This window comes from Aeromicrobium sp. SORGH_AS_0981 (assembly GCF_031453195.1).
Classification (GTDB): domain Bacteria; phylum Actinomycetota; class Actinomycetes; order Propionibacteriales; family Nocardioidaceae; genus Aeromicrobium.
Map to the genome: position 1 here is coordinate 2861965 of NZ_JAVIZD010000001.1, position 19638 is coordinate 2881602.

Here is a 19638-nt window from a genome sequence, read left to right on the forward strand (position 1 = left end):
CGGCCGTGGTCAGTCGAGCCGGGTGCCGTCGAGGGTGAAGACGCCGCGCGTGGTCGTGGAGCCGTCGGTGACGTCGACGACCAGTCTCGGGTCGGCACCGCTCGTGACGACGTGCACCTGCACGTCCGGCGACGCGTCGGGTCCCACCTCGAGCAGCGTGGCCTCCACGACGTCCTGGACCACGGTCGGAGCCACGTCGGCCAGGTCGACGGGCGACGTCGCCGGGTCGAGCCTGGTCGGCTCGCCCAGCGGCTCCCACTCGACCCCTCTGAAGACCCACTGACGGGCGGTCGTGCCGTCGACGACCGTGGCGACGCCGCCGCCGTCGCGCACGTCGTACGTCGTGACGGTCGCCGTCCCGGCGTCGTCGTCGAGGTCCGCGACCTGCAGGTCCCACCACGTGGCGGCATCAGGCACCGTCACGCCGTCCTTCACGGTGTAGCCGTCGTCCGCGAGCCCGACGTCGTCGGAGGAGCCGGAGTCGAAGCCGCCGTCGAAGGACCGGGCGACCCCGAGGAACACGACGAGCGCGACGACGAGCGGGACGAGGAAGATCGCGATGACCGCGATGACGCCGCAGCCGATCTTGCGCTCCGTCGTCCACCCGCCGCCGGCCCGCGGGCCGGACGCGCTTCCCGACACCGAGCCGCCGTAGGAGGGCGGCGCCCAGGTCGGCCCACCTCCGGTCGAGGCGGGCGGGGTCGTCTCGGCCGGCGGGGCCGCCCCGGGTGGCGGCGACGACGGTGTCGAGGGAGCCTGCCGGTTGCGCGGTGCGACCGGGTCCAGGTCCGTGACCGGGGGCGGCATCCCGAAGGGCGGCGCGGCCAGGTCCGGTGAGGTCGTCGTCGACGGGCGGCTCTCGAGGTCGCGCAGGACCATCGCGAGGTCGCCCTTGGTGGACGCGGCGTCGATCTGCTCGAGGCGCAGGGTCCGGTCGGCTGCCGTGATCCGACCCTCCGCGTACGCCTCGTCCACCATCCGGCGTGCCCGCCGACGGTCGCCGCGGCCGGCGCCGCTCGGGTCGCTGATGTCGCTCACGGCGGCAGCGTAGCGGGACGGACGTCCGGTTCCGGTCAGGCGTCGATCAGGTCGGAGTCGACGTCGTAGGCGCTCTGGACGATGAACTCCTTGCGCGGCGCGACCTCGTTGCCCATGAGCAGCTCGAAGACCGCGGCGGCCTGCTCGGCGTCGTCGACGGTGAGCCGGCGCAGGGTGCGGTGGCGGGGGTCCATCGTGGTCTCCGCCAGCTGGTCGGCGTCCATCTCGCCGAGACCCTTGTAGCGCTGGATGGGGTCCTTCCAGCGGACGTTGCGCCGCTTCAGGTCCGCCAGGGTGCGCTGGAGCTCCGCGTCGGAGTAGGTGTACTGGTACTTGTCCTGCCCCTTCTTCGGGTTCGTCAGCTCGATGCGGTGCAGCGGCGGCACGGCCGAGAACACCCGGCCCTGCTCGACGAGCGGGCGCATGTAGCGGAAGAAGAGGGTGGCCAACAGGCAACGGATGTGGGCGCCGTCGGAGTCGGCGTCGGCCATGAAGATGATCCGGCCGTAGCGGGCCTGGTCGAGGTCGAACGTGCGTCCGGACCCCGCACCCACGACCTGGATGATCGAGGAGCACTCGACGTTCTTGAGCATGTCGCCGACGCTGGCCTTCTGGACGTTCAGGATCTTGCCGCGGATCGGCAGCAGCGCCTGGAACTCCGAGTCGCGCGCCGACTTCGCCGTGCCGAGCGCCGAGTCGCCCTCGACGATGAACAGCTCGGTGCGCTCGGCGTCGCCCGCGCGGCAGTCGGCCAGCTTGGCCGGCAGGGCGCTGGACTCCAGCGCGTTCTTGCGACGCTGGTTGTCGCGCTGCTGGCGTGCCATGAGACGGGTCCGCGACGCCGCGACCACCTTCTCCATGACCTGCCGTGCCTTGGCCTTCTCGGCCGCCTTGGTCGACGTCAGGAACGCCTTGAGCTCGCGTGAGACGACCTGGTTGACGATGCGCGTGACGGCGGGGGTCCCGAGCACCTCCTTGGTCTGTCCCTCGAACTGCGGCTCGGCGAGCCGCACGGTCACGACGGCGGTGATGCCCTCGAGCACGTCGTCCTTGACGATGTCCGCGTCGCCCGACTTCAGCAGCCGCGTGTTCCGCAGGGTGTCGTTGAACGTCTTGGTGACGCCGCGTTCGAAGCCCTGGACGTGGGTGCCGCCCTTCGGGGTCGCGATGATGTTGACGAACGAGCGCAGCTCGGTCTCGTAGCCGGTGCCCCAGCGCAGGGCGACGTCCACGCCCAGCTCACGCTCGACCTCCTGCGGCGTCATGTGACCCTTGCTGTCGAGCACGGGCACGGTCTCGGTGAACGAGCCCTCGCCCTGCAGGCGGAGCACCTCGCTGACCGGCTCGTCGGACGCCAGGAAGTCGCAGTACTCGGTGATGCCGCCGTCGTGCTTGAACGACTCCTCGACCGGCTCCTCGCCCCGCTCGTCACGCAGCACGATCTGCAGGCCGGGCACCAGGAACGAGGTCTGACGCGCGCGGTTGACGAGCTCGTCGTAGGCGAACGTCGCGCTCTTGATGAAGATCTGCGGGTCGGCCCAGTAGCGGACCCGGGTGCCCGTGACGGTCTTCTTCACCCGGCCGCCCTTGCGCAAGGTGTTGTCGGGCGTGAAGTCCGCGGCGGGGCCGTCGCCGGCGAAGACCCCGGGCTCGCCCCGCCGGAACGACATCGACCACGTGGCTCCGGACTTGTCGACCTCGACGTCCAGGCGCGAGGAGAGCGCGTTGACGACCGAGGCGCCGACACCGTGCAGGCCACCGGTCGCGTTGTAGGAGCCACCGCCGAACTTCCCGCCGGCGTGGAGCTTGGTGTAGACCACCTCGACGCCGGTGAGGCCGGTCTTCGGCTCGATGTCGACCGGCACGCCGCGACCGTTGTCGCGCACCTCGACGGAGCCGTCGGCGTGCAGGACGACGTCGATGCGGTCGCAGTGCCCCGCGAGGGCCTCGTCGACGGAGTTGTCGATGATCTCCCACAGGCAGTGCATGAGACCGCGCGTGTCGGTGGAGCCGATGTACATGCCCGGACGCTTGCGCACGGCCTCGAGCCCCTCGAGGACGAGCAGGTTGCGAGCGTCGTAGGTCGACACGTCCAGGACCTCCAGGAGACGTAGGGGGGGTTCATGAGACGTCCGCGCCACCCGCGTGACGGGCAGGGAACGTCCCGCTGCCAGCCTAGTCAGCGCCTCGTCGGTGACCCGTCTGACACGCGGCACGCCGACGTGCGTCCGGGTGTTTGACCCTGCTGGGCAGTATCTATGTCGTATGTCACCTGGACCTGTGCGGAACAGGCCGCCGTGGTTGGATGTTGTGACAGACGTACCCCCGACGCCGCTGAGGAAGAGAGAACATCATGGCTGCAGTCGCCGAGCTTCCCGGTCTGAACGCGACCGACCGTTGTGACCGGTGTGGAGCACAGGCGTACGTCCGCGTCGAGCTCGCCGGCGGAACCGAGCTGCTCTTCTGCGCGCACCACGCCCGAGAGCACGAGGACAAGCTGCGTGAGATCGCCGTGTCGATCCACGACGAGACGGGCCGCCTCGCCGGCGTCCCCGCCTCGGCCCCCGACACCGAGGTCTGAGACCACGGTCGGACGCCGAGGCCCGAGACAGGCTTCGTCCGAGAGCCCCTCGCCGCACTGCGGCGAGGGGCTCTCGTCGTCTGGACGTGCGGGACGAGTCGACGCGTGCCACGCTCGCCGCACCAGGTCGGCACCGCGTCGACCACTGTCCGAGGAGTCCTCATGCAGATCGGTACCTCGCTCTTCCTGCTGGCGGTCGGCGCGATCCTGTCCTTCGCCGTCCAGGACCGCATCAGCGGCGTCGACCTGACGATGGTCGGCTACATCCTCATCGCGGTCGGCGCGCTCGGTCTTGTGCTGTCGCTGATCCTCGGCACGCGCACGCGTCGCGACGTGCCCCCGCCCCGCTGACTGGCCCGCTGAACGCGACGCTCGTCGCGACGGGGTGGTCAGCAACACGAACACGTTGCTAACGTCATCGACATGAGTGTCGGGGAGGGGCCGGTGGCCCAGGATCCTTTCTGGGGTGTCGTGCGTCGGCGTCATCCCGACGTCGACCTGGTGCTCCTGACCGGCCGCTCCCCGCTCGACCTTCCCGCGGCGGAGCCGGACGACGCGATCAGCCTCGACGAGGCGCGCAAGATCGAGCGGGGCGTCGACGACGCGTACGGGGCGATCCGTCACCTGCTGCCGCCGGACACGCCTGCTCCGACCCGTCTCTGGCGCGCGGCCGACGGGGGTCACGCCTACCTCAACGAGAAGGCGCTGCGTAACCTGGCCGGCCCCCGGGCCGTGGTCACGCTCCGCGCCCTCGCCCGCGCGCTGCAGGATCGCGGGTGGGAGGTCGCGGCGAGCGGTGACGAGGCGCGGCCGCACCTCATGGCCACGAACGGTTGGATCGACCTCGACGTCCGTAGCGGCGCTGCAGCGACGCAGCTCCTCCTGGCCGGCCCCGTCGTGCCGGTGCGCGCCGACGACCTCGCGACCCTCAAGGCCGAGCGATGAGCAGCGTCGAGGCGGACTGGAACGCCATCACCGCCGCGGCCAGGGTCTGGGACGGCGCGGCCGACGGGTTGGACGGTGCGTGGCGACGCCTGCACGGCACGACCGGGTCCCCCATGGCGCCCGACGTCGCAGCCGCCTTCGAGACGTTCCGCGAGGCGTGGGTCGACGAGGTCAAGGACGTCGCGACGACCGCGCAGGCTCATGCGGAGTCCCTCGACGACGCCGCCGCGACCTACTCGTCGGTCGACGACGCCGCGTACCAGCGCATCAGGTCGCTGATGCCGTGGTCCTACCGCGACAGCACGATCGACCCCGACGGTGGTCCGCCGCCGATGCCGACCCCGTCCCCCGGCCCGAGTCCGTCGCCCCCTCCGCCGAGCGACTCGACCCCCGCCACGCCTCAGCCCTCCCCTGGCCCGTCGCCGACGCCGTCGCCGAGCCCCACGGGAGGTGACTGACGTGGCGCTCGTCCGAGTCAGCCAGCCCGACCCCCTGCGCACCACGTCGGCGGCCGCCGCCTCGGCCACCAGCGGGGTCCGCGCCACCGGCGAGAGCGTGAGTGACGCACAGGAGTCGATGGCGTCGCAGGGGACGCCCGCCTCGTGGACCGGCGACGCCTCGCAGGCCGCCGCGAACGAGTTCACGGCGTTGTCCGCTCGCCTGGATGCCGCGTCCGCGGCGTTCGTGCGGGCGGTCACCGTGCTCGACGCGTTCGACGACACCCTGCAGACGCTCAGCTCACGGCGCATCGACCTGGTCGAGAGGGTCTCGGAGCTCAACGGCCGCATCGACACCTACGACGCCGACGTCGCCGCGTCGGACAAGGACGATGCGACCGCTCAGGAGGCGCTCGTCCAGAGGTCGGCCAACCTCGAGCGCGAGGCCACGGCCCTCCAGGCCGACGTCGACGCGTGGAACCGGGACCAGGAGTCGGCCGAGCAGACCGTGATCGCCGGCCTGCAAGGTGTCGACACCGTCGCCGAGGGTCAGTCGGCAGCGTCGGCCCCGAACCGCGCCGATGCCGCCGCGCTGGCGGACCAGCTGCAGCAGAAGGTCGACAGCGGCGACCCCGAGGCTGTCGCCGACTGGTGGAGTGGTCTGAGCCCCGAGCAGGTCGCTGCTCTCGTGATGCACTCGCCCCAGCTCGTCGGGAATGCCGGTGGGGTGCCCAGCGAGGTGCGCGACGAGGCGAACCGCACCTCGATGCTCAGCGACATCGACTACCTCACCCAGCGCCGCGACGACGGCCAGCTGACCGACCTCGAGCGCCAGCAGCTGATGAACGCCGAGGACGCCCGCGACACCCTCGACGACTACCAGGACCGGATCGACCCCGAGACCGGCGAGAACCAGGCGTTCCTGCTCGTCTACCGGCCCGACGCCTTCAACGGCGACGGTGGCGTCGCCATGAGCCTCGGCAACCCCGACACCGCGGACGACGTGACGTCCTTCGTCCCGGGCCTGACCAGCGAGGCGACGTCGCTGAGCGGCAACGTCGAGTCGATGGACCGGCTCATGCAGCTGGCCGACGAGAAGAACGGCGACCGGTCGGTCGCCGCGATCACGTGGATCGACTACGACGCCCCGAGCAGCGGCGAAGGCCTCACCGACGACCCGTGGGACTTCCTGCAGGTCGCCGGACAGGGCAAGGCCACGGACGGCGGGGAGCGCTTCGCCGACTTCGTGGACGGCATGCGAGCGAGCGACCAGGGTCCCGACGCCCATTTCACGGCGATCGGCCACAGCTACGGGTCGACGACCGTCTCGCACGCCGCCACCGACAACGACCTGCAGGTCGACGACATGGTGCTCATCGGCAGCCCCGGCACCGGATCGGCCGACACCGCGACCGACCTGATGCCGGAGGGTCACCTGTTCGTCGGCTCGGCCGACTACGACCCCGTCACGCTGCTGGGCTCCCCCGCGATCGGCGCTCTCGGTCACGACCCGGCCCAGGCCGACTTCGGCGCGCACCGCTTCGAGGTCGATCCGGGCTCCTACCGGGTCCAGGACCTCTTCGAGAACCACTCGTCGTACTTCAACGAGGGCTCGACGTCGTTGGACGCGATGGCCGACGTGGTGGCCGGCCAGACCCCTGATGAGGTCGACGGACGCACGCTCGGCAGCTACCAGACCCTCGACACCCTCGTCGTCGGCAGCTCCGTCGTGTCCGGGGGCGAGCAGATCTGGAACGGCGTCGAGTGGACGGGCGGGCAGGTCGCCGACGCGGCAGGCTGGACCTGGGACCGGGCGAAGGACGCCGGCAGCTGGCTGAACCCCTTCGACTGAGAGGTCAGGATGAGACGTTCGAGGATCGTGGTGGGAGTCGTGATGATGGCCAGCCTGTTCGGGTGCGGAGGCGAGGGGGCCGGCGACGACGCGCCAGACGCCCAGCGCACCGCGGAGAAGACCCGCACCGCCGCGTCCACGACGTTCGAGGCGATCGGGCAGGGTGTGGAGGCTCTGGGGTACACCAGCACGGGCGCGGGTCGGTGGGCGATCTGCGGTCAGGAACCGAGCCCGAACGGAGCCCAGTACGTCGCGGAGATCGCCGTCACCCAGAGCAACGTGCCCCCCTCGAAGTACGGCGCCGTCGTCCGCGAGCAGGCCGAGGCCCAGGGCTGGAGCGTCGAGGAGGCCGGCGCCGACACGCTCGAGGGCCGCAAGGACGGGCTGACGCTGCGCGCCCAGTATGGCGCGGCCGGGATGAACCTGTCGGTGCGCAGCCGGTGCCTCGACGTGCCGAAGGACGAGATCCGCCGACTGACCGACCAGCCGAAGGACGACCTCGGCGTCGCTCCCCCGTCGTGACGAGGTGGGCCAGGACCGTCGCGGGCGTCGCGGCGCTGGCTGTGCTGTCCGGGTGCGGTGGGGCCGACGGCGGGGGCGTCCCGCGCGGGCAGGCCTCGCAGCGCGCCGAGGAGATCCGGACGGAGGCGGCGGCTCTCTTCCCGAAGCTGGCCGCGAGCATGTCGGCGGTCAGCTTCACGGGCAGCGGCACGGCCCGGTGGAAGATCTGCGGGATGCCGCCCCACCCGAACGGCGCCGAGTACGTGGCCGAGGTGACCGTCGACCAGGCGGACACAAGCGTCTCTGGGCGTCTCGCCGCAGTCGAGGAGCTTCTCGACGGACAAAGGTGGACCCTCGTGGAGGACACGTCCGGGACGGTCACCTCCTCGAAGCAGGGCACGACGCTCACCGCTCGTGTCGCGGGCGGCGGTGCCTCCCTGGACCTCTCGAGCGGGTGCCTCGACCTGTCCGGGGACCTGATCGACGAGCTCACCGATCCCGGCCGTCGCGACGACCTCGGCCTGACTCCCCCCTCCTGACTCGCTCCTCGCACAGCAACGACGACGGCCCGCCCCGAGGATGCTCGGGGCGGGCCGTCGTCGTGCGTCGCGCTGGGCGTCAGTCCAGGTAGTCGCGCAGCACCTGCGAGCGGGACGGGTGACGCAGCTTGCTCATCGTCTTGGACTCGATCTGGCGGATGCGCTCACGCGTGACGCCGTAGACCTTGCCGATCTCGTCGAGGGTCTTCGGCTGGCCGTCGGTCAGGCCGAAGCGCATCGAGACGACGCCGGACTCGCGCTCGCTGAGCGTGTCGAGCACCGCGTGCAGCTGCTCCTGCAGGAGCGTGAACGACACGGCGTCGGCCGGGACGATCGCCTCGGAGTCCTCGATGAGGTCGCCGAACTCGCTGTCGCCGTCCTCGCCGAGGGGCGTGTGCAGCGAGATCGGCTCGCGACCGTACTTCTGGACCTCGACGACCTTCTCCGGCGTCATGTCCAGCTCGAGCGCCAGCTCCTCCGGGGTGGGCTCGCGGCCCAGGTCCTGCAGCATCTGGCGCTGCACACGGGCCAGCTTGTTGATGACCTCGACCATGTGCACCGGGATGCGGATGGTGCGGGCCTGGTCGGCCATGGCGCGGGTGATCGCCTGGCGGATCCACCAGGTCGCGTACGTGGAGAACTTGAAGCCCTTGGTGTAGTCGAACTTCTCGACCGCACGGATCAGGCCCAGGTTGCCCTCCTGGATCAGGTCGAGGAAGAGCATGCCGCGGCCGGTGTAGCGCTTCGCGAGCGACACGACCAGACGCAGGTTGGCCTCGAGCAGGTGGTTCTTCGCCCGACGACCGTCGACGACGATCCAGTCGAGCTCCTCGCGCGTCTTCTCGGAGATGCGGCCGCCCTTGCCGAGCTTCTCCTCGGCGAACAGGCCGGCCTCGATCCGCTTGGCGAGCTCGACCTCCTCACCGGCGGTGAGCAGGGAGACCTTGCCGATCTGCTTGAGGTAGTCCTTGACCGGGTCGGCCGTGGCGCCGGCGACGAGCACCTGCTGCACCGGCTCGTCGGACTCGTCGGCCGCGGACAGCGTGAAGCTGGACTCCTCGTCCTCCTTCAGCGTCGGGTCGTTCTTGAGGTCCTTGACGAACTCCTCGTCGGAGATGTCGGGCAGGACCTTCTTGCCCTGGGCGTCGACCTTCGCGGCCTGACCACCCTCCGGCACGTCGAGCGCGTCGGCGATGTCGACGGGGGCGTCGGCAGTCTTCTTCGCCGCGGCCTTCTTGGCCGGCGCCTTCTTGGCGGCCGTCTTCTTGACCGGCGCCTTCTTCGCGGGAGCGGGGGCGGCGGTCTTCTTGGAAGTCTTCGTCACGGGCTCTTCTGATCTCGCGGGTGGGCTGGACGATCGTGCTGCGCGCTACCCCGGACGGCCTCGGCGAGGAGGTCGACGACGGTTCCGGCGTGGCGGGACGGCAGGATCTGACACCTGCGTCCGAGGACGGAACTCACCGAGGACTCACCTCCCTGACCTGTCTGAGGGCGCAACAAAGAGGCCTGCGGTCAACCTCTGCGTGATCCAGTGTGCCACGGGGACACAACCGGCGTGGTCGGACCCCCTGGATGGTCCGCGCGCCCTGCGACCTCAGTCGAGCGGCCAGGTGTGCACCGGCTCGTTGGTGTGCATGAGCTCCGCGTAGCGCCGGGTGACGGCACGCAGCGCCGCAGTGCGGTCACCCGTCCGCCCCAGCTCCTGCTCGACGGCCGAGACCAGCCAGGTCGCGCCGTTGGCGCCGCGGATGCACCGCTGCTCCACGACGTCGAGCAGCCGGTCGGAGACCGCGGTGTCGACGCCCATCTGGCCGAGTCCCTCGTGGGCGAGCGGCAGGAGGTGACGCAGCACCAGCTCGCGGACGGACACGGTGCCGACCGAGGGCCAGTACTGGTCGGCCTCGATGCCCACCCGCGCCGCCTGGTGGAAGTTCTCCTCGGCCGCCCGGAACGAGAGCTGCGACCAGACCGGACGCTCGCTCTGGCGCATCACCTGGACGAGGCCGTAGAACAGCGCCGCGTTGGCGACCGTGTCGACCACCGTCGGCCCGGCGGGGAGCAGCCGGTTCTCCACCCGCAGGTGCGGACGTCCGTCGCTCACGTCGTAGATCGGGCGGTTCCACCGGTAGACGGTCCCGTTGTGCAGCAGCAGCTCGGCGAGCGCGGGGACGCGTCCCGCCTCGAGCTCGGCCACCGGGTCCTCGTCCTCCACGATCGGCAGCAGCGCCGGGAAGTACCGGACGTTCTCCTCGAACAGGTCGAAGACCGAGGTGATCCACCGCTCCCCGAAGAAGACGCGCGGCCGGACGCCCTGCGCCTTCAGCTCCTCGCTGCGCGTGTCGGTCGCCTGCTCGAACAACGGGATCCGCGTCTCGTGCCAGAGCTGTCGGCCGAGGAGGAACGGCGAGTTCGCGCCCACGGCCACCTGCACGCCGGCGATGGCCTGGGCGGCGTTCCACGTGGCCGCGAAGTCGTCGGGCTCGACCTGCAGGTGCAGCTGCGTGCTCGTGCAGGCCGCCTCGGGCACGATCGTGTCGGCCGTCGTCTCCAGCCGGTCGACCCCGTCGATGACGATCGCGATGTCCTCGCCACGCGCCGAGAGGATCTGGTCCGACAACAGGTGGTAGCGCGGGTTCGGCGAGAGCGACTCCTGACGCAGGTGCTCCGAGCGCAGGGTCGGCAGCACCCCCACCATCAGCAGACCGGCCTCGGCGCGCGCGGCCTTCTCCTGCGCCTCGTTGAGGTCGCGGCGGACTGTCTGCTCCAGGACGGCGAAGCCGTCACCGCTCGCCGGCTGCGGCGGGACGTTGATCTCGATGTTGAACAGCCCGAGCTCGGTCTGGAACGCCTCGTCGGCGATGGCCTCCAGCGCCTCGGCGTTCCGCATCGCGGGGTCGCCCAGGTCGTCGACGAGGTTCAGCTCGATCTCGACGCCGATCTGCGGCTCGCCCACGGAGAAGTCGTGCTCGGAGAGCATCCGGGCGAACACGTCGAGGCAGCGTCGTACCTTCTCCCGGTACCGCGTCCGGTCCTCGCGCGTGAAGGTCCTGTCGTCGACGTCCTGACCCATGCGCTCACCCTAGGGGCGACGCCGGCCCAGTGCGCGTCATCGCAGGGTGCCCGCGTCCGCGAACGCCGCGCGCACGATCTCCCGCAGCCTCCGCGGGTGCGTGCCGAACCGGAGGGCGTCACCGAGGGTCGCTGCCATCGTGTAGCCCGGGTCCGCGGCCCTGGCCCGGTCGAAGCCGAGGGCGGCCTGCGCGCCGTCGCCCCGCAGGTACGCGAGGTAGCCGGCCACCGTGTACGGCACGGCGGCGTAGACCCCGGGCGACCGCCGGGCCAGCTCGCGCCACGTGGCGAGCCGCTCGGGACCAGCGTCGTCGAGGGTCGGCCAGAGCCCGTCACGGACCGCTCCCAGCGTCAGCCAGACGCCCAGCCGCAGCAACGACCGGGCGTCCACCGCGTCGACGCCGGAGCGCTCGACGGTCCGCACGACGTCCTGCACCTCCTGGAGCCCCGTGACGGCGAGGTCGGTCGGCGCGCGCCACGACTGCTCCACCAGCTCCCGCTCGACCTGGACCACCTGCGTCAGGAGCCACCTCGAGCCCGGTCCGTCGCACGGGCGCCAGCGGTCCTCCAGGGCCGTGCGGTCGGGCAGCACCTCCTGGCCCGCGAGGACGGCCTCCAGCACCGCCGGGTGGTGCGGGCTCAGGTCGAGGGGCGTCCCGGTCGGGTCGTCGTCCGAGGCGGTCCAGTAGCGGCTGGTGTCGGTCCAGGCGACGACGACCGGTCGGATCGCGCCGAGCGCGCCCTCGACCGCACGCGCTGCCTGCGCGGCTCGCTCGACCCGGGTCGAGACGACGAGCACGATGGCGCCGTCGGCGCCCTGGGCGCGCAGGTGTCCGGCCACGAAGCGGCCCACGTGCTCCACGTGGTCGTCCTGGTCGGGCAGGTCCACGCGCATCGTGAAGCCGAGACGGTGCCGCGGGCCGCTCGTCGCGATCGCGCAGATCGACTCGTGCGGGGCGAAGCCGAGCGCGGTGGGCAGGAGGTTGAAGAGGTCGGCCACGTCGTGGGCCGTGTACACGGGTTGGGAGGTCATGGACCCAACCTGCTGCGCGCGGACGGCGTGCGGCGGTGCGCGTTCCCCGCCTGTGGACGGACGTCAGGCCAGGGCGCGCCCGGCGACCGAGGGTGTGGACGCAGCGACCGTCGGCGGTCCGCAGCAGAATGGGACCATGCGGTCCACGGCGTCGGTGCTCCACCTCGACCTCGACGCCTTCTTCGCCTCGGTGGAGCAGCGCGACAAACCGTCGCTGCGCGGCCGACCGGTGATCGTCGGCGGCATCGGACAGCGTGGCGTGGTCTCCACCTGCTCCTACGAGGCGCGCGTCCACGGCGTCCGCTCGGCGATGCGCATGGCTGAGGCCCGGGCGCGGTGCCCGCACGCGGCGTTCCTCTCGGGCCGCTTCGACGCCTACCGCGAGGCGAGCACCCTCGTCATGCGGCGCCTGCGCGAGGAGTCGCCGCTCGTCGAGCCGCTCTCACTCGACGAGGCCTACGTCGACCTCGCGGCCGGTTCTGACGACGACCTCTCCCCCGATGCCGTGCTCGAGCGCGTCGAGACGCTGCGCCGCGACATCACCGAGATCACCGAGGGCCTCACGGCCTCGGTCGGCGTCGCGTCCTCGAAGCTCATGGCGAAGATCGCCAGCGAGCTGCGCAAGCCCGACGGCATGTTCGTCGTCGCCCCCGGCACCGAGCTCGCGCTCCTGGAGCCCATGCAGGTGCGGGCGATCCCGGGCGTCGGGCCCGCGACGGCCGAGCGGCTGCGCCGGATCGGGGTCGGCACGGTCGGCGAGCTGCGCGAGCGCGACGAGGACGAGCTGGTCCGGCTTCTGGGCTCCGCGTCGGGGCGGTCCCTCGCCCGCCTCGCCCGTGCCGACGACGACCGACCCGTCGTCGCCGAGCGCGAGGCGAAGTCGATCAGCGTCGAGGACACCTTCCCCGACGACGTCACCGACCGGGCCCGGCTCGAGGGCGTCGTCGACACGATGGCGCGGCGCGTCGGTGGACGGCTGCGCAGCGCCGGTCTCTCCGGCCGCACCGTCACCCTGAAGATCCGCTACCACGACTTCGAGACCCACACCCGCTCCACGACCCTCGCGGGCCCCACCGACTCGCCCACGTTGCTCGCCGCGAGCGCGCAGGGCCTGCTGGCCGCCACGGACCTGTCGGGCGGTCTGCGCCTGGTCGGCGTCGGGGTCAGCGGGCTCGCGGACTGGGTGCAGGACGACCTGTTCGCCGAGCCCGAGCCCGACCCCGACGCGGGGACCACGGACGAGCCGCCCACCGGTCCCGAGCCCGTCGCCGAGCCCGCTCCCCGCTCCCCCGACCCCGGCCCGGTCTGGAGCCCCGGCGCCGACGTCCACCACCGCCACCACGGCGACGGCTGGGTGTGGGGCGCCGGCCTCGGCCGGGTGACGGTCCGCTTCGAGACGCGACTCACGGGCCCCGGGCCCGTGCACACCTTCGCGGCCGGCGACGACGCCCTCACGCCCGGTCACACGGGCCCCACACGCCCGCGCCGACCCGACGAGCTGACCGCGCCGAGCGCCGCGGAGCGGTCGAGCGACGAGGGCCTGGGTGCCGGGCGATAGCGTCACCGCATGACGTCGACGCACGAACCGCCCGTCGCCCCTCAGCACCCGGTCGTCCGCCGCCACCACGGCGACGAGGTCGAGGACCCGTACGAGTGGCTCCGCGACAAGGACGACCCTCGCACCCTGGCCCACCTCGAGGCCGAGAACGCGTACGCGGAGGCCCGCACGGCCCACCTCGCCGACCTGCGCGGTCGGCTGTTCGAGGAGATCCGCTCACGGACCCTCGAGACCGACCTCTCCGTGCCCGTGCGGCACGGCGGCTGGTGGTACTACTCGCGCACCGTCGAGGGCAGCCAGTACGCCATCCGCTGCCGCACGGCGGTCTCGTCCCCCGACGACTGGGAGCCGCCGCCCCTCGTGCCGGGCGAGCCCGTGCCCGGCGAGGAGGTCCTGCTCGACTCCAACCTCGAGGCCGAGGGGCACGACTTCTTCTCCCTCGGCGGGTTCTCGCTGAGCGACGACGGCAGCCTGCTCGCGTGGTCGACCGACGTCGTCGGCGACGAGCGCTACACGATCCGCGTGAAGGACCTGCGCACCGGCGAGCTGCTCGCCGACGAGATCGCCGGCACGAGCGGCGGCGTCACCTGGTCCGCCGACGGGAGCCACCTCTTCTACACGACCGTCGACGACGCGTGGCGTCCCCACCGCGTCTGGCGACACCGACTGGGCTCCGACGCCGACGACGTGCTCGTCCACGAGGAGACCGACGAGCGGTTCTTCACCGGTGTCGGGCGCACCCAGTCCGAGCGCTACCTCGTGATCGGCGCGTCGTCGAAGATCACGAGCGAGGTGCTCGTCCTCGAGGCCGACGACCCGACCGGCGACTTCAGGGTCGTGGTGCCGCGCCGCGACGGCGTCGAGTACTCGCTCGAGCACGCAGTGGTCGCCGGACGCGACCTGTTCCTGGTGCTGCACAACGACGGCGCGGAGGACTTCGAGCTCGGCGCCCTGCCCGTCGACGCCGCGCCGGTGGATCGACCCCTGCGCGAGGCGCTCGAGACGGTCGTGCCGCACCGCGCAGGCACGCGCCTGGAGGGCATCGACGTCTTCGCCCGGTCGCTCCTGCTCTCCTACCGTCGCGAGGCGCTCACCCGCGTCGCCATCGCGAGCATCGACGACGGCGGTCTCGGCGAGCCGCGCGAGATCGACTTCGGCGAGGAGCTGTTCACCGCCGGGGTGGGCGCGAACGCCGAGTGGGACCAGCCCGTGATCCGCCTCGGGATGGGATCGCTCGTCACGCCCAGCACCGTGCTCGACCTCGTCGTCGAGACGGGCGAGCTGGTCGTGCGCAAGCAGCAGACGGTGCTCGGCGGGTACGACCCCGCCGACTACGTGCAGCACCGCACGTGGGCGACCGCCGACGACGGCACGCTCGTCCCGGTCTCGCTCGTCGCCCGCGCCGACACCCCGCGCGACGGCTCCGCACCCGCCCTGCTCTACGGGTACGGCTCCTACGAGATCAGCATCGACCCCGGCATGTCCGTCCCACGCCTGTCGCTGCTCGACCGCGGCTTCGTGTTCGCCATCGCCCACGTCCGCGGCGGCGGCGAGCTCGGTCGCGCCTGGTACGACCAGGGCAAGCTGACCCACAAGAAGAACACCTTCTCCGACTTCGTCGCCGCGGCACGCCACCTCGTGGCAGAGGGCTGGACCTCGCCCGAGCGGCTCGTCGCGGAGGGCGGCAGCGCCGGCGGCCTGCTCGTCGGCGCGGCCCTGAACCTGGCGCCCGACGCGTTCGGCGCCGTCGTGGCGGAGGTCCCGTTCGTCGACGCCCTGACGACGATCCTCGACCCGAGCCTGCCGCTGACCGTCATCGAGTGGGACGAGTGGGGCGACCCGCTGCACGACCCCGACGTCTACGCCTACATGAAGTCCTACACGCCCTACGAGAACGTCGCCGAGGTCGCGTACCCGCCGGTGCTCGCGGTGACGAGCCTCAACGACACGCGGGTGCTCTACGTGGAGCCTGCCAAGTGGGTCGCGCGGCTGCGCGAACGGTCGACCGGCCAGGTCCCTGCCCTCCTCAAGACCGAGATGAACGCCGGCCACGGCGGCGTGAGCGGACGCTACGCGGCCTGGCACGAGCGGGCCTGGGAGCTGGCCTGGATCATCGACGTCGTCGGGGCGCCCCACGAGCCCCGACCGGTTGCCGCCGATGTCGGCGCCGGCTCGTAGGCTGCTCGCGTGCTCCGTATCGCCACGGTCAACGTCAACGGCATCCGCGCCGCCCTCCGACGCGGCATGGGTCCCTGGCTCGAGGCCGCCGACGCCGACGTCGTCACCCTGCAGGAGGTCCGAGCGCCCGACGCGCTCGTGCACGAGCTGATGGCCGGGACCGGCTACCACGTCGTGCACACCGAGGCCGCCGCCAAGGGTCGCGCGGGCGTCGCGGTGCTCAGCCGCACCGAGCCCAAGGCGCACCGCGTCGGGCACGGCGATCCGTTCTTCGACGACGCCGGCCGCTGGGTCGAGTCCGACATCGTGCTGCCCGACGGCAGCCTCCTCACGGCGGTGTCGGCCTACGTCCACTCCGGCGGCGTCGGCACGCCCAGCCAGGACGAGAAGTATCGCTTCCTCGACCAGCTGCTGGTGCGCCTCGCTGAGCTGCGCGACCACGCCGACCACGCGGTCGTGACCGGCGACTTCAACGTCGGCCACACCGAGCTCGACATCAAGAACTGGAAGGGCAACCTGAAGAAGGCCGGGTTCCTCCCGGAGGAGCGCGCGTACCTCGACCGCGTGCGCGACGAGCTCGGCTGGGTCGACGTCGCGCGGATGCACGCCGGCGAGGTCGACGGTCCCTACACCTGGTGGTCGTGGCGGGGTCAGGCGTTCGACAACGACACCGGGTGGCGGATCGACTACCAGCTCGCCACGCCCGAGCTGGCCGCCACGGTCAGTGCCGCCCGCGTCGACCGAGCCGCGACCTACGCCGAGCGGTTCTCCGACCACGCACCGCTCGTCGTCGACTACGCCCTCTGACCGTGGCGCTCGCCCGCGTCCTCGGACCCGTCCGAGCGACCGGCCTCGGCGCCGGGTCGATGCTGGGGGCCGGCGTGTTCGTCGCGCTCGGTCCGGCGGTCGGGCGCACCGGCGTCTTCGTCGTGTGGGCGGTGCTGCTCGCTGCGCTCGTGGCCGGGCTCAACGCCCTGGCGTCGGCCCGCCTCGCCAGCCGGTACCCGGCCGCGGGCGGCACCTACGTGTTCGCGCGGGAGCGGCTCGGGCCCGCCTGGGGGCACCTCGCGGGCTGGGTGTTCGTGGTCGGGAAGACCGCGTCCTGCGCGGCGATGGCGCTGGCGGTCGGGGCCCACCTGGCGCCTGGTCACGCGACGACGCTCGCGGTCGTCGCGGTCGCCGTGCTGACGGCCGTCGACCTCGCCGGCGCCCGCCGCTCGGCCGACGCGCTCACCGTGTCGGCGGTGCTGGTCGTGCTCGTCGTCGGGACGTCGTCGCTCCTCGTCCTCGGCGAGGCGCCGCGAGACGACGGGACCGGCTACGCCTTCGACCTGCAGGCCGTCCCGCAGGCCGCGGCGCTGCTGTTCTTCGCGTTCGCCGGCTACGCGCGGCTCGCGACCCTCGGTGAGGAGGTACGCGACCCCGAGCGCACCATCCCGCGCGCCGTCGCGGTGTCGTTCGCGGTCGTCACCGTCCTCTACGTGGTCGCCGCCGCAGCCGTCGCCCACGCGCTGCCGCCCGACGTCGCCGACGCCAGCGGCCGCGCCGTCGCCGACGCGGTCGAGACGCTGGGACACCCCGCGCTCACCACCGCGGTGGCCGTCACGGCCGTGGTCGCGGCGGGCGGCGCGCTGCTGTCCCTGCTCGGCGGGGTCAGCCGCACCACGCTGGCCATGAGCCGCGACCGTCACCTGCCGAGGGCGCTCGCCCACGAGTCGTCGCGCGGCGTGCCCGCGGCCGCCCAGGTCGCGGTGGCGCTCGTCGTCGTGGCCGCCCTCCCGTTCGTCGACGCGGTCGAGGCCGTCGCGGCGTCGAGCGGCTGCGTGCTGGTCTACTACGCCCTCACGAACGCCGCGGCCGTCACCCTCGGCGGCACCGTCCTGCGGGTGCTCGCGTTCGCGGGTCTCGTCGGGTGCGTCCTGCTGGTGCTGTCGCTGCCGCTCGCGGGCGTGCTCTGGACCGGCGCGGTGGTCCTCGTGGGCCTCGTCGCTGGCCGCCTCACCCTGGCCCGTACCGCGGCCTGATCCCTCTCCGCGTTCTGTGGACTTCGTGACGATCTGTCGACCGAGAACCGTCACGAAGTCCACACGACGCGGGAGGGAGGGGCGCGCGGCGCGATACATCAGGTGCTGATATAGTTAGTTGCATGCAGCAACCTGACGTCGCGCGCCTGTCCCAGGCCCTGCGCGAGCTGGTCGCGGTCGTCTCCCGCGACTCGGCCACGCGAGGCCTGAGCCGCACGGCCGCAGGGACGCTGTCCGCGCTCGACCGGCACGGTCCGTGCCGCGTCTCGGACCTGACCCGGCTCGAGGCCGTCGGGCAGCCCGCGATGACCGGACTCGTCCAGCGGCTCGAGGCCACCGGCCTCGTCAGCCGCACGAGCGACCCCAGCGACCGCCGAGCGACCCTCGTCGCGATCACCGACGCCGGACGCTCCGCCCTCGCGGAACGACGCCGGAGCCAGGACGCCCTGATCGCCGCCCGACTCGGCCGCCTCTCACCCGACCGACTCGACGCCCTCGGCCACGCCGTCGACGCGCTCGTCGAGCTGACCCAGGAGGACCATGACCAGCCCCACTGACCAGACACCCGACACCGGCGGCCACGGCTCCGCCCGAGCAAGCCTGCTCGGACAGCCGAAGGCCGTCTACGCGGTCGCCTTCGCCTGCGTGATCTCCTTCATGGGGATCGGTCTCGTCGACCCCATCCTGCCCGCCCTGAAGGAGCAGCTCGACGCCACCGAGAGCGAGGTGACGCTGCTCTTCACCAGCTACCTCGTGGTCACCGCGGTCGCCATGCTCGTGACCAACGCGGTCTCCAGCCGCTTCGGCGCCAAGCGCACGCTCGTGGTCGGTCTGGCCATCATCGTGGTCTTCTCGGCGCTCGCGGGGTCGAGCGGCAGCATCGAGGGCATCGTCGCCTTCCGCGCCGGCTGGGGACTGGGCAACGCCCTGTTCATCGCCACCTCGCTCGCCGCTATCGTCTCGAGCGCGCGGGGCGGGTTCGCCGGGGCGATCATCCTCTACGAGGCGGCGCTCGGCCTCGGCATCGCAGCCGGCCCCCTGGTCGGCGGCACCCTGGGCAACATCAGCTGGCGCGGCCCGTTCTACGGCGTCGCCGTCCTCATGTCGATCGCGCTCGTCGCGACGGTGCTCCTGCTGCCGTCCACGGCGAAGCCCACGCACGCGACGCCGATCAGCGCCCCGCTCAAGGCGCTGCGCCACCGCGGCCTGGCGACGATGAGCGTGGCCGCCCTGCTCTACAACTGGGGCTTCTTCACGATGCTCGGGTACGCCCCGTTCCCGATGGCGCTGTCCATCACCCAGCTCGGCTGGGTCTTCTTCGCCTGGGGCGTCCTGGTCGCGTTCTTCTCGGTGGTCGCCGCCCCGTGGCTGCAGCAGCGCTTCGGCACGTCGGTGTCGCTCTACGCGGCCTTCACCCTCTTCGCGGTCGACCTCGCGCTGATGGCCACCGACCCCACCGACCAGCGACTCATGGTCGGCTGCGTCATCGCGGCGGGCATCTTCATCGGCATCAACAACACGCTGATGACGCAGGCCGTCATGACGATCTCGCCGGTGGAGCGTCCCGTGGCGTCCGCCGCGTACGGCTTCGTCCGCTTCATCGGCGGCGGTCTCGCGCCGTTCGCCGCCGGCCGGATGGTGCAGGCATGGTCGGTGCACGTGCCCTTCGCCATCGCGGCGGTGGCCGTGCTGGGCGCCGCGGTCGTCCTGTCCACCGCCCACCGGGCCCTGCGCGACGCTGATGCCGGGCTCGACGAGGACGGTCACGTCGTCACCGACCAGGACGACGTCGCGGGCGAGGTCGCCGACGAGTTCGGTGGCGCACCCGGTGCCATCGACGAGGCGTTGCACGCCCGCTGAACCGGTCCACGACGACGGGGCGC

The 19638-nt window shown here is 72.1% G+C and carries 18 protein-coding genes; 13 read left to right on the forward strand and 5 right to left on the reverse strand.

Going from position 1 to position 19638, the window contains the following annotated elements; genetic code table 11:
* Positions 1 to 9 precede the first annotated feature (9 nt).
* Together QE370_RS14320 and QE370_RS14325 are read right to left on the reverse strand one after the other, a co-directional pair.
* Positions 10 to 1038 (reverse strand): DUF1707 domain-containing protein, encoded by a 1029-nt coding sequence (locus tag QE370_RS14320; protein WP_253023729.1) that lies wholly within the window; start codon positions 1036 to 1038, stop codon positions 10 to 12.
* A 35-nt stretch (positions 1039 to 1073) separates the two neighbouring features.
* On the reverse strand, positions 1074 to 3179 hold the full coding sequence (locus tag QE370_RS14325; protein WP_396127838.1) for a type IIA DNA topoisomerase subunit B: 2106 nt from the start codon (positions 3177 to 3179) through the stop codon (positions 1074 to 1076).
* Positions 3180 to 3391: 212 nt separating this feature from the next.
* Here QE370_RS14325 and QE370_RS14330 point away from each other — a divergent pair, with 212 nt between their 5' ends.
* The 7 genes from QE370_RS14330 (at position 3392) to QE370_RS14360 (ending at position 7893) form a co-directional block, all read left to right on the forward strand.
* A complete protein-coding gene (locus tag QE370_RS14330) occupies positions 3392 to 3619 on the forward strand; it encodes a hypothetical protein (RefSeq protein WP_067857058.1) in 228 nt (75 codons plus the stop codon).
* Between the two features lie 162 nt (positions 3620 to 3781).
* A complete protein-coding gene (locus QE370_RS14335) occupies positions 3782 to 3970 on the forward strand; it encodes a DUF6458 family protein (protein WP_253023739.1) in 189 nt (62 codons plus the stop codon).
* A 72-nt stretch (positions 3971 to 4042) separates the two neighbouring features.
* Positions 4043 to 4564 carry a hypothetical protein gene (locus QE370_RS14340; RefSeq protein WP_309634743.1) on the forward strand — a complete coding sequence of 174 codons (522 nt, stop codon included), beginning with the start codon at positions 4043 to 4045 and terminating at the stop codon, positions 4562 to 4564.
* Positions 4561 to 5022, forward strand: a complete 462-nt coding sequence (locus QE370_RS14345) for a hypothetical protein (protein ID WP_309634744.1) — start codon at positions 4561 to 4563, stop codon at positions 5020 to 5022. The genes QE370_RS14340 and QE370_RS14345 overlap by 4 nt, the downstream gene beginning before the upstream one ends.
* A 1-nt stretch (position 5023) precedes the next feature.
* A complete protein-coding gene (locus tag QE370_RS14350) occupies positions 5024 to 6853 on the forward strand; it encodes an alpha/beta hydrolase (RefSeq protein ID WP_309634745.1) in 1830 nt (609 codons plus the stop codon).
* A gap of 9 nt (positions 6854 to 6862) precedes the next feature.
* Positions 6863 to 7375 (forward strand): hypothetical protein, encoded by a 513-nt coding sequence (locus QE370_RS14355; protein ID WP_309634746.1) that lies wholly within the window; start codon positions 6863 to 6865, stop codon positions 7373 to 7375.
* The gene (locus QE370_RS14360; RefSeq protein WP_309634747.1) at positions 7372 to 7893 is read left to right on the forward strand and encodes a hypothetical protein; all 522 of its coding nucleotides are present in this window, start codon (positions 7372 to 7374) and stop codon (positions 7891 to 7893) included. Before QE370_RS14355 ends, QE370_RS14360 begins: the two co-directional genes overlap by 4 nt.
* Positions 7894 to 7972: 79 nt before the next feature.
* On the opposite strand, the gene QE370_RS14365 is transcribed toward QE370_RS14360, so the two are convergent.
* The 3 genes from QE370_RS14365 to QE370_RS14375 form a co-directional block, all read right to left on the reverse strand.
* The gene (locus tag QE370_RS14365; protein WP_083516350.1) at positions 7973 to 9217 is read right to left on the reverse strand and encodes an RNA polymerase sigma factor; all 1245 of its coding nucleotides are present in this window, start codon (positions 9215 to 9217) and stop codon (positions 7973 to 7975) included.
* 270 nt (positions 9218 to 9487) lie between these two features.
* Complete coding sequence (locus QE370_RS14370) at positions 9488 to 10963, reverse strand: glutamate--cysteine ligase (RefSeq protein ID WP_253023759.1); 1476 nt, start codon at positions 10961 to 10963, stop codon at positions 9488 to 9490.
* A gap of 36 nt (positions 10964 to 10999) precedes the next feature.
* Complete coding sequence (locus QE370_RS14375) at positions 11000 to 11995, reverse strand: DUF4192 domain-containing protein (protein ID WP_253023761.1); 996 nt, start codon at positions 11993 to 11995, stop codon at positions 11000 to 11002.
* Positions 11996 to 12131: 136 nt separating this feature from the next.
* Here QE370_RS14375 and QE370_RS14380 point away from each other — a divergent pair, with 136 nt between their 5' ends.
* The 6 genes from QE370_RS14380 (at position 12132) to QE370_RS14405 (ending at position 19615) form a co-directional block, all read left to right on the forward strand.
* Positions 12132 to 13553, forward strand: coding sequence for a DNA polymerase IV (locus QE370_RS14380; RefSeq protein WP_309634748.1), 1422 nt, complete (start codon positions 12132 to 12134; stop codon positions 13551 to 13553).
* Between the two features lie 9 nt (positions 13554 to 13562).
* Positions 13563 to 15731 carry a S9 family peptidase gene (locus QE370_RS14385; protein ID WP_309634749.1) on the forward strand — a complete coding sequence of 723 codons (2169 nt, stop codon included), beginning with the start codon at positions 13563 to 13565 and terminating at the stop codon, positions 15729 to 15731.
* 9 nt (positions 15732 to 15740) lie between these two features.
* Entirely contained in the window at positions 15741 to 16538 is a 798-nt protein-coding gene (locus tag QE370_RS14390) for an exodeoxyribonuclease III (RefSeq protein WP_309634750.1), read from the forward strand.
* 2 nt (positions 16539 to 16540) lie between these two features.
* The gene (locus QE370_RS14395; RefSeq protein ID WP_309634751.1) at positions 16541 to 17755 is read left to right on the forward strand and encodes an APC family permease; all 1215 of its coding nucleotides are present in this window, start codon (positions 16541 to 16543) and stop codon (positions 17753 to 17755) included.
* Positions 17756 to 17877: 122 nt separating this feature from the next.
* Complete coding sequence (locus tag QE370_RS14400; protein ID WP_253021724.1) at positions 17878 to 18312, forward strand: MarR family winged helix-turn-helix transcriptional regulator; 435 nt, start codon at positions 17878 to 17880, stop codon at positions 18310 to 18312.
* Positions 18296 to 19615 (forward strand): MFS transporter, encoded by a 1320-nt coding sequence (locus QE370_RS14405; protein WP_309634752.1) that lies wholly within the window; start codon positions 18296 to 18298, stop codon positions 19613 to 19615. The genes QE370_RS14400 and QE370_RS14405 overlap by 17 nt, the downstream gene beginning before the upstream one ends.
* Positions 19616 to 19638: the final 23 nt, after the last annotated feature.

What these genes read in the sequence shown, in the direction of transcription:
- QE370_RS14335 (WP_253023739.1), top strand. Translation starts at nt 3,782, where the DNA reads ATGCAGATCGGTACCTCGCTCTTCCTGCTGGCGGTCGGCGCGATCCTG.
- QE370_RS14385 (WP_309634749.1), top strand. Translation starts at nt 13,563, where the DNA reads ATGACGTCGACGCACGAACCGCCCGTCGCCCCTCAGCACCCGGTCGTC.
- QE370_RS14400 (WP_253021724.1), top strand. Translation starts at nt 17,878, where the DNA reads ATGCAGCAACCTGACGTCGCGCGCCTGTCCCAGGCCCTGCGCGAGCTG.
- QE370_RS14375 (WP_253023761.1), bottom strand. Translation starts at nt 11,995, where the DNA reads ATGACCTCCCAACCCGTGTACACGGCCCACGACGTGGCCGACCTCTTC.
- QE370_RS14345 (WP_309634744.1), top strand. Translation starts at nt 4,561, where the DNA reads ATGAGCAGCGTCGAGGCGGACTGGAACGCCATCACCGCCGCGGCCAGG.
- QE370_RS14380 (WP_309634748.1), top strand. Translation starts at nt 12,132, where the DNA reads ATGCGGTCCACGGCGTCGGTGCTCCACCTCGACCTCGACGCCTTCTTC.
- QE370_RS14330 (WP_067857058.1), top strand. Translation starts at nt 3,392, where the DNA reads ATGGCTGCAGTCGCCGAGCTTCCCGGTCTGAACGCGACCGACCGTTGT.
- QE370_RS14405 (WP_309634752.1), top strand. Translation starts at nt 18,296, where the DNA reads ATGACCAGCCCCACTGACCAGACACCCGACACCGGCGGCCACGGCTCC.
- QE370_RS14355 (WP_309634746.1), top strand. Translation starts at nt 6,863, where the DNA reads ATGAGACGTTCGAGGATCGTGGTGGGAGTCGTGATGATGGCCAGCCTG.
- QE370_RS14340 (WP_309634743.1), top strand. Translation starts at nt 4,043, where the DNA reads ATGAGTGTCGGGGAGGGGCCGGTGGCCCAGGATCCTTTCTGGGGTGTC.
- QE370_RS14370 (WP_253023759.1), bottom strand. Translation starts at nt 10,963, where the DNA reads ATGGGTCAGGACGTCGACGACAGGACCTTCACGCGCGAGGACCGGACG.